At 67.2% G+C, this 9,065-nt stretch carries 9 protein-coding genes and 1 other RNA gene; 1 reads left to right on the forward strand and 9 read right to left on the reverse strand.

Features of this window, described 5'->3' with window-relative positions:
* Positions 1-6: 6 nt before the first annotated feature.
* Entirely contained in the window at positions 7-1,416 is a 1,410-nt protein-coding gene (locus tag AC3WT0_RS02205; protein ID WP_492751071.1) for a glutamate ligase domain-containing protein, read from the forward strand.
* An 11-nt stretch (positions 1,417-1,427) separates the two neighbouring features.
* On the opposite strand, the gene rnpB is transcribed toward AC3WT0_RS02205, so the two are convergent.
* The 9 genes from rnpB to AC3WT0_RS02250 form a co-directional block, all read right to left on the reverse strand.
* Positions 1,428-1,791, reverse strand: an RNA gene (gene rnpB / locus AC3WT0_RS02210) — RNase P RNA component class A.
* A 54-nt stretch (positions 1,792-1,845) separates the two neighbouring features.
* Entirely contained in the window at positions 1,846-2,529 is a 684-nt protein-coding gene (locus AC3WT0_RS02215) for an N-acetylmuramoyl-L-alanine amidase (RefSeq protein ID WP_492751197.1), read from the reverse strand.
* 96 nt (positions 2,530-2,625) lie between these two features.
* Positions 2,626-3,468: a CheR family methyltransferase gene (locus AC3WT0_RS02220; protein ID WP_492751073.1), complete on the reverse strand. Its 843-nt coding sequence runs from the start codon at positions 3,466-3,468 to the stop codon at positions 2,626-2,628.
* Positions 3,465-4,550, reverse strand: coding sequence for a chemotaxis-specific protein-glutamate methyltransferase CheB (cheB, locus tag AC3WT0_RS02225; protein WP_492751075.1), 1,086 nt, complete (start codon positions 4,548-4,550; stop codon positions 3,465-3,467). Before cheB ends, AC3WT0_RS02220 begins: the two co-directional genes overlap by 4 nt.
* A gap of 28 nt (positions 4,551-4,578) precedes the next feature.
* On the reverse strand, positions 4,579-4,944 hold the full coding sequence (locus tag AC3WT0_RS02230) for a response regulator (RefSeq protein WP_492751077.1): 366 nt from the start codon (positions 4,942-4,944) through the stop codon (positions 4,579-4,581).
* Between the two features lie 62 nt (positions 4,945-5,006).
* Complete coding sequence (locus tag AC3WT0_RS02235; protein ID WP_492751079.1) at positions 5,007-5,453, reverse strand: chemotaxis protein CheW; 447 nt, start codon at positions 5,451-5,453, stop codon at positions 5,007-5,009.
* On the reverse strand, positions 5,450-7,792 hold the full coding sequence (locus AC3WT0_RS02240) for a chemotaxis protein CheA (protein ID WP_492751080.1): 2,343 nt from the start codon (positions 7,790-7,792) through the stop codon (positions 5,450-5,452). The genes AC3WT0_RS02235 and AC3WT0_RS02240 overlap by 4 nt, the downstream gene beginning before the upstream one ends.
* Before the next feature lie 151 nt (positions 7,793-7,943).
* Positions 7,944-8,600: a histidine phosphotransferase family protein gene (locus tag AC3WT0_RS02245; protein ID WP_492751199.1), complete on the reverse strand. Its 657-nt coding sequence runs from the start codon at positions 8,598-8,600 to the stop codon at positions 7,944-7,946.
* Between the two features lie 74 nt (positions 8,601-8,674).
* Positions 8,675-9,064 (reverse strand): M67 family metallopeptidase, encoded by a 390-nt coding sequence (locus tag AC3WT0_RS02250; protein WP_492751082.1) that lies wholly within the window; start codon positions 9,062-9,064, stop codon positions 8,675-8,677.
* Position 9,065 lies beyond the last annotated feature (1 nt).

A 9,065-nucleotide genomic window follows, 5' to 3' on the forward strand; every position in this document is an offset into this window, starting at 1 on the left:
GCGCGGATGAGCGAGCATGAAAGCTACTTCTTCTGCGGGATCGGCGGCAGCGGGATGTTGCCCCTCGCGCTGATCCTCCGCGCGCAGGGCCATGAGGTCAAAGGATCGGACCGTGCGCTGGACCAGGGACGGACGGCGCCCAAGTTCGATTTTCTGCGCGCGCGCGGGATCGAACTGTTCGCACAGGACGGCAGCGGCGTGACCGATCCCGCGCAGATCGTCGTCGCCTCGGCCGCGGTCGAGGAAAGCGTGCCCGATATCCGGCAGGCGATCGCGCTGCACTGCGAACGGCTGACCCGCGCCGCGCTGCTCGCCGACCTGTTCAACGCCGCGCCGGTGGGGATCGCGGTGGGCGGGACCAGCGGCAAATCCACGACCACGGGCATGATCGGCTGGATATTCGAAGCGCTGGGCAAGCAGCCGACGATCATGAACGGCGCGGTGATGAAGAATTTCGTCACCGCCGATGCGCCCTTCGCCAGCGCACTCGTCGGCGCGGGCGGGGTCTTCGTCAGCGAGGTCGACGAGAGCGACGGATCGATCGCGCTCTACGATCCGGCGATCGCCGTGCTCAACAATATCTCGCTCGATCACAAATCGCTCGACGAACTCCACGCGCTGTTCGGCGATTTCGCGACGCGCGCGGGCAAGGCGGTAATCAACCTCGACGACGCGGAATCGGTGCGCGTGGCGCATGAAATCCACGCCGATCAGCTCATCGGCTTCGGCTTCGCCTCTCCGGAGGCACGGCTGGCGGGGAGCGATCTGGTCGAGCAGCCCAACGCCGTTTCCTTCGCCGTCACCGATCGGGCCACCGGCGAACGCGCGGCGGTGCGGCTCGCCGTACCCGGCCGACACAATGCGGCGAACGGGCTTGCGGCGCTGGGCGCGGCCGTCGCCGCCGGGCTGCCGCTGGGCGATGCGGCACGGGCGCTGGGCGGCTTTGCGGGGCTCAAGCGCCGGATGGAGATTGTCGGCGAGGCCGGCGGCGTCACCGTGATCGACGATTTCGGGCATAATCCCGACAAGATCGGTGCGACGCTGGCGGCGCTCCACGCCTTTCCGGGGCGGTTGCTGCTCTTCTTCCAGCCGCATGGCTATGGCCCGCTCAAGGTAATGGGCGACGCGCTGATCGAGCGGCTCGGCGCCGACATGACTGACGACGACGTGCTGCTGCTGTGCGATCCCGTCTATTTCGGCGGCACCGTCGATCGCTCGACGGGCAGCGAGCGCATCGTCGCCGGCGTCGCCGCCACCGGCCGCCATGCCGAGCACATCCCCGACCGCGCCGCGTGCGGCAACCGCCTCATCGCCCTCGCGCGCCCCGGCGACCGCATCGTCGTGATGGGCGCGCGCGACGACACGCTATCGGGTTTTGCAGCCTCGCTGGTCGAACGGCTGGGCAATGCAGCCTGATCGCGGGGGAATGAGCCAGAGGGTCTGTAAGCCGGGTTCTGTCTTCCCCTTGCGGGGATAGGCGACCATTCCTCTAGGACAGGCATTGCTGCCGGCCTCAAGCAACCAACCCGGGTGACGGGCCGGAACAGGCCCATATACCACCCCTATTCGGTCTTGCTCCCGGTGGGGTTTGCCCTGCCGCCGCCGTTACCGGAAGCGCGGTGCGCTCTTACCGCACCCTTTCACCTTCGCGTGGCCGAAGCCGTCGCGACCTGCTCTCTGTGGCACTTTCCCTGGGGTCACCCCCGCCGGGCGTTACCCGGCACCGTCGTTCCGTGGAGCCCGGACTTTCCTCGCGCATGTTGCCATGCCCGCGGCCGCCCGACCCTCTGGCCGGGTTGCCCTTAGCGCCGATTGCGTCGGGGGGAAAGCCGGACCGGCCCAGACTCATTCATCCCCCTGCGGTTTGGGCAGCAGAAGCGCGAGGAGGATCGCGCGGCATTCGCCGTCGATCTCGCCGTCGATCAGCTCGGGGCGGAAGCGGCGCTGGAAAGCAACGACCGCCGCCAGCTTGTCGGACACGTCATAGCCGAAGCGCTCGAGCGCGAGCAGGAAGCCCGCCTCGGTCCAGTTGGGGTCCATCAGATTCCTGGTCGGGCGCGGCAGGGCAAGGCGCAGACGCGCCAGCCGCCCCCAGGGGAAAAGCTCGCCCGGGTCCTGCTTGCGCGTCGGCGCGATGTCCGAATGGCCGACGATGTTGCCGCGCGTGATCAGGTGGCGATCCTTGATGTCGGCGATGAGCGGGATCAGCGCCTCGATCTGTTCCTCGGGAAAAGGGCGATAGCCGAATTCATGGCCGGGATTGACGATCTCGATCCCGATCGAGGCGCTGTTGATGTCCGTGACCCCGCGCCAGTGCGACCGGCCGGCATGCCAGGCGCGCTTGTCCTCATGGACGAGCCGAATGACCTGCCCGTCCTCGTTGACCAGATAATGCGCGGAAACCTTGGCCTCGGGATCGCACAGCCGGTCGATCGCCGAAGCGGCATCCTTCATGCCCGTATAATGCAGCACGATCATCGTGATCGGCAGCTTGCGCTCGTCAAAATTGGGCGACGGCGTCTCGATCATCTCGGCCAAAGCCCACTCACTCCCCTGCCAGCCGTTCCCCAGGCATGCGCAAGCGTCTTAGCGAGCGAGGGCGGCCCGCGTCATCCGAAAATGTCGCTATGCGGCGCGGCGGGCGCCGACGAAGTCGCGCGGACGATAAAGGCCGCGAAGGCCGGGGTCGGACACGAAATCCTCGGTCTGGCCGATCACCGTCTCGCCGGCGCCAAGCATCAGATAGCCATCCTTCGCCGCCGCCCCCGCAAGCCTAGCAAAGGCGGTGCGGCGGCGTTCGGGCGTGAAATAGAGCAGGACGTTGCGGCACAATATCGCGTCGGCGCGCCCCGCGAACGGCGTCGGCTCGAGCAGGTTGTGGCGCTGGAAGCGGATGCGCGACGCCAGATCGCGCCTGGCGATCCACTGCTCACCCTTCTGCTCGAACCAGCGCAGCATCTGCAGCACGGGCAGGCCGCGCTGGATCTCGAACTGGGTGAAGCGGCCGGCGCGCGCCTGATCGATCGCCGACTGGGAAATGTCGCTGGCGATCAGGTCGATCGACCAGCCATCCCAGCGTGCGGGGGAATCGGCGAAGATCATCGCCAGCGAATAGGCTTCCTGCCCCGTCGAGCAGCCTGCCGACCAGATGCGCAGCCGCCGCTCCTTAGCACGCGCCTCGCGCAGCTTCTCCAGCGCGCCGGTCTGGAACAGGGTGAAGACCGCTTGGTCGCGGAAGAAGAAGGTCTCGTTATTGAGCATCGCCTCGACCGCGGCGATCTCGAGCAGGCGATCGGCGCCGCCCGCCAGCCGGTCGGCAAGCGCGGCGAGCGAGGTCAGCCCCTTTTCGCGGAGCAAGGGCTTGAGCGCCGCCTCGACCCGCCAAAGCCGGTTTTCGGCAAGCTGCTGTCCGGTATGACGCTCGAGCAGGTCAGCAAGGAAACGCGTCGGCGACGTGATCTTCCTCATTGCGCAGCTACGCGCGCGCGGCGGACGATAAGTTCGGCAAGCTGCGCGGGCGGCAGGATCGCGCATCCCGCGCCCGACGCCGCAGCAGACCCCGGCATGCCCCAAACGACCGAGGTCTCGCGGCTCTGCAGCAGCACGTCGCTGCCCGCCATCACCATGCTGCGCGCGCCGATCGTTCCGTCGCGCCCCATCCCCGAGAGAATGACGCCGACGCCGTCGCAGCCGAAGACAGCGGCCACCGCCTCGAACATCGGATCGACAGAAGGCGTGCAGCCGCTCTCCATCGGCCCCTTGATGATGCGGGCGACGGGTTCGCCGCGGACGATCTCGACCCCCAGATGGCCTTCGCCGGGCGCTACGACGATCGCGCCGGGGCGCAAGCGCGCGCCTTCATGCGCGACGCGCGTTGGGCGACCCGAAATCTCTTCGATCTGCGCAGCGAAGAAGGACATGAAGACCGGCGGCAGATGCTGGGTGATGAGGATCGGCGCGACGAACTCGTCGGGCAACGCACGCAAAAATTCGGACAGCGCGTGAAGGCCGCCCGTCGACGCCCCGATGGCGACACAGGCGACGGGGCCGGACGACAGCGGGCGCAGCTCAACCGGCGCGTCGGGCGCGCTTTCAAAGGCGCTGGCCGGCACGAGCTGCGGCGACCGCGCATGGCCGATGCGTATGAGCCTTTCGGCCAATATGTCAGCGAAACGCCCGCCGAACGACCCGACGCCCGGCTTTGCAAGCGTATCGGCGGCGCCCAGCGTCAGCGCGCGCATCGTCGCCGCCGCCCCCTCCTCTGCCGAAGAGGAAACGATCAGCACGCGCGCGCCGTTGCTGGCGGCGAGCAGATCGGGAAGCGCGGTCAGCCCGTCGATCCCCGGCATCTCGATATCGAGCAGGATGATGTCGACCCAATTGGCGGACAGAAACGCAAGCGCGGCATCGGCGCTGCAGACCGTCGCCGCGATGTCGAACTCGCGCCGCGCGGCAATCATCCGCGTGAAGACGGCCCGGGCGACCGCCGAATCGTCAACGATCAGCAGCCTGATCGGCCGCATCTGGCCCGAGGCTTGCCGCCCGGCCATGCGTGACGCCGACGCGCGCATCGCCGCCTCAGGCCAGCCCGACGGTATGCAACTTGCTGGCCAGCGTCTCGCGATCGAAGGGCTTCATCACATATTCGTCCGCGCCGGCCTCGATCGCCGCACGGATATGCGCAATGCCGTTCTCAGTGGTGCAGAATACGACCTTGGGGCGGACAGGCATGTCGCTCTGGCGCAGCGCGCGCAGAAATTCCATTCCGGTCATCACGGGCATATTCCAGTCAAGCAGCACGACATCGGGAGGCGTCGCCTCACAATGTTCGAGCGCTTCCTTCCCGTCCCCCGCCTCAGACACCTCGAACTCCAATGTTTCGAGGATGTGGCGAGCCACCTTCCGGATAACCTTCGAGTCGTCCACGACCAGACATGTTTTCATGTTAATTTCCGAGACCCGATGTTTACCGCAAACAATTGTAAAACGGCTTTCTAAGCATCGCGTTAAGAAGCCAGAGCGAAGAATTCCTCGCCGCCCGCGATGAGTTTCTCCGGATCGACGAGAAGGAGGGCTTCTCCGTCATGCTCGATCATGCCGATCGCGACGCGCGCCCAGCCGGGCTGCAGCCTGGCGCGGACCGGCTCTACCTCGCGCTCGATCACGCGCGCATCGTCGATCGTGCCGACCAGCAGGCCATATTGATGCCCGTCGACAGCGACGATCACGGCACGGCTGTTGGTGCGCGGCGTCTGCGAAAGGCCGAGTGCGCATTCGCAGCAGATGATCGTCAGCAGCCGGCTCCTGAGCGCCGCCAGCCCCGCGACATGCGGCGGCGCAAGCGGCACCGGCGATACCGCGCCGATATCGACCACCGATTCGACCTTGGCGGCGTGGATAGCGACCGGCTGCCCTGCGATGCTGCAGATCAGGTAGAGATTGTCCATCATCATCGCGCGGCCACGGCCCCCTTGCGGATCGCGGCGAGCAGGCCTGCGCGATCATAACGATAGACGCTGTTGTCTCCGGTCATCGGCTTCGGTTCGGTCCTGAGGCGGACGATCTGCGCGCCACCGGTCGGCTCGGCGACGTCGCCGTCGCTGGCGATCACGACGTCGGCTTCGGCGGCGGGGACTTCGCCGGCCAGCGCGACGCGATAGCCGGCCGCCTCGACCAGCGGGCGAAGTATCTCGCGCGTCCAGCGATCACCGGCATCGGCGAGAAGGCAGAGCGGCGCCTTGTCGCGGCGCGGACGCCGGCCCGCCGCCTCGCTGAACAGCCAGAAAGGATCGAGAATCTCGATCTGCTCGCCCGCGACCAGCGCGACCGATGCGATCGGCCCCGCCTCCGCCGCCGGCTCGCCCATGTCCGCGAGCGCGATGATGTCGATCACCTCCTCGACCGCATAGGCAAGCTCGGTGTCGCCATCGGTCAGGCGCAATATTTTGAGCGACGGGCGATCGGCCATGATCTCGAACCCGGCGAGCGGCAGGATGCGATCGTCGATCGCGATGCGCAGACGGCCGCCGGCGAAGCGCACGCGATCGCCCGGCACGTCCTCGATCCGCTCGACCAGCCCCAGGCGCACGCCGCGCCGGACGCCGTCGAAGCCGCGGAACAACAAGGTCTGGACGAGCATCTCGGGCTCGGCGGCTTCCATTGCGACCTGCTCCGTCGACGGCTCCTCGTCCTCGGCGCGAACCCCCGCGGCTTCCGCGATGCCGCTGATATCGAGCAGCAGCACGGGCACACCATTGTCGGGCAGCGACATGCCCGCATAGACGCCCGTCGCCGCGATCGCCGGGGAGGCAGGCTTGATCACCAGTTCCTCATGATCATGGACCGCCGCGATGCCCAAGGCATAGCCCCCCCCGCTTACGCCCCGGACCACGGCCAGCGTGCGCCCTATCGTGGGATCGTCGTCGCGCGGCAGGCCGAGTACATCTTCGAGATCCACGACCGGCAGCACCCGATCGCGGATACGCATGACGCGCGCGGACCCGAGGGTGTCGATGCGGATCATCTCATTGCCGTCGTGGACGATCTCCTCGATCGCGGAGCGCGGAATGGCAAAGCCCTGCTCGCCCGCCGTGACGGTAAGCGCGGAAATGATGGTGAGCGTCAGGGGCACACGGATCGTCAGGCGCAGGCCGGCGCGCGGTCGATTGTCGATATCGATCACGCCGCCGATCCGCTCGATATTCGCGCGCACCACGTCCATCCCGACGCCGCGCCCCGAAATCGCGCTGATCCGGTCGGCGGTCGAAAGCCCCGGCGCAAAGATCAGCCCCGCGCGCTGCGACGATGTCATGGCGTCGGCCGCATCGGCGCCGATCACACCCAACGACACCGCCTTCGCGGCAAGCCGCGCCTCGTCGATCCCGCGCCCGTCGTCAGCAATCTCGATGACGATCTGGTTGCCCGACTGATGGGCGCAGACCGTCAGACGCCCGGCCTCCGGCTTGCGCGCGGCGCGGCGCTGATCTGGGCTTTCGATGCCGTGATCGATCGCGTTGCGGACCATGTGCGTCAGCGGATCGCGGATCAGCTCGATCATCTCGCGGTCGAGCTCGACAGTGCCGCCTTCGATGCGCAAATCGACCTGCTTGCCGAGTTCGGCCGCCGTATCGCGGACCATGCGAGGCAGGGCCGCAAACAGCTTGTCGATGCGTTGCATCCGGCTGCGCGTGATCGAATCGCGCATGTCGGCGACGCAGGCCGAGAGCCGATCGAAGGCTGCGGACAGCCCCGGCTCATTCTCAAACTCACGCAGGCGACGCGACAGTTCGTTGCGCGCCAGCACCATGTCCGAAACGCCGCTCATCATCTGATCGAGCAGGTCGAGCGGGATGCGGATGCTGCGCGTTGGCGCGCGCGGCGCGGCGGTGGTCTGGGTAGCGGCTGGCGCCGTTGCCTGCGCCTGCGGCTCGGCGGAAAGTGCGGCGATCAACATCGCATCGTCGGTGTCGGCAATGCTCTCGCCGGCGTCGAGCGCTTCGGTCAACTCACCAATGCGGTCGATGACGGCGAGCACAGCGCTGACCATGCGGGCGTCGGGCTGACGCACGCCCCCGCGAACTTCGGCCAGCACGTCCTCAGCAGCGTGGCTCAGTCGCTCGAAGCGCGGCAGATCGAGGAAACCGCAGCTTCCCTTGACGGTGTGGACGAAACGGAAAATCGAATCGAGCCGCGCACGATCGTCCGGATTGGCTTCCCAGGCGATGATCTCACCCGAAAGCGCTTCCAGCGTATCGCGGGTTTCCGCGATAAACTCGGCAAGAAGATCGTCCATTGGCTCCATTCCCCCGGGGACGGAAGCCTGTTTGAAGACAATGCGTTAAAGTCGAGTTTACAGTCTTTCAGAATTGATTTGGGGTTTGCCGCGAAATGCGCCTTTGGCGCATTTCGCGGCACCGGCCCGCTCCCGCCAGGAACAAACGCTTTTAGCCGGCGACCGGAGCCTCGTTGATCAGCAGCGCGCCAAAAAGCAGCGCGGGCTCCTCGGGCGGCGAAACCTGGATGCCGCCGCCACTCGCGGTCGCGAGGCGGTGGACGAGCCAGGCCGCCGCCGCGCGCGGGGTCAGCGCCGCTTCGCTCAGCTCGCCCTGCAGGGCGACGCGCAGCTCTGAATCGAGCACGAGACGCGGCCCTTCGGCACGGATCACGATCTCGGTGCCTTCCGCGCCATTCTCGGCCCCGATGTCGAGCCGGCCGCCACGCACTAGCGCGTCGCCGGCGATCAGCGCGAGGTTGAGGAGGATTTTGATCGCGGTCTTGCTGAGGGTCGGTTCGGAAACCATCCACCCGATCTCGATCCGACCGCCGCCGAACAGCCCCTCAATCGCGGTGCGCGCCTCGCGCGTGTCGACCATGTCGGCGAAACCGCCGGCGGCGCCGAAAGCGAGACGGAAGAATTTCAGCTTGTTGGCCGATGCCCGCGCGCTTTCGGCAAGAAGTTCGAGGCAGCGCTGGCGCATCTCGGGATCATGCTCGTCAGCGAGCAGTTCGATGCCGTTGTTGAGCGCGCCGACCGGGCTCAGCAGGTCGTGGCACAAGCGCGAGCAAAGCAGCCCCGCATAATCAACCGGATCAATCTTCATCATGCGCCCGTCCCACCATATGGCCCCCATTTGGCGGAGCGAGGCGCGATGTGCAAGGCGAAGTGGCGGAAAAGCTAGTCCTCGACCAGCAGCTCGACCGGCGCGAAGCCCCCGTCCGTCGCGCGCCAGCCTTTCGCCACGCCGCCGCCGACAATGATCCACAGCCGCCCGTCGACCGCCGCCATCGCCCGGTCGAGCACCGAGGGCTCCGGCGATCCGCTGGGATGCGAATGATAATAGCCGGCGACCGGCGCCCCGCCCGCCCGCTCCGCGCGGATCGCGGCGAACAGCGCGGCAGGATCGATCTCGAAGCTGTCGGCGGGGTTCGCGGCGACATTTTCGGCCGGGCGATGCCCGGAAATCAGCGGCGCGCCGAGCAACATCCCGCACACTTCGCGGGCCGGCGAGGCCGCCGCCTCGGCCAGGATCGCATCGAGTACCGATCTTGAAATCCGGGTCTTCATT

The organism is Sphingomonas sp. EU05-FHT14C10, assembly GCF_058790595.1.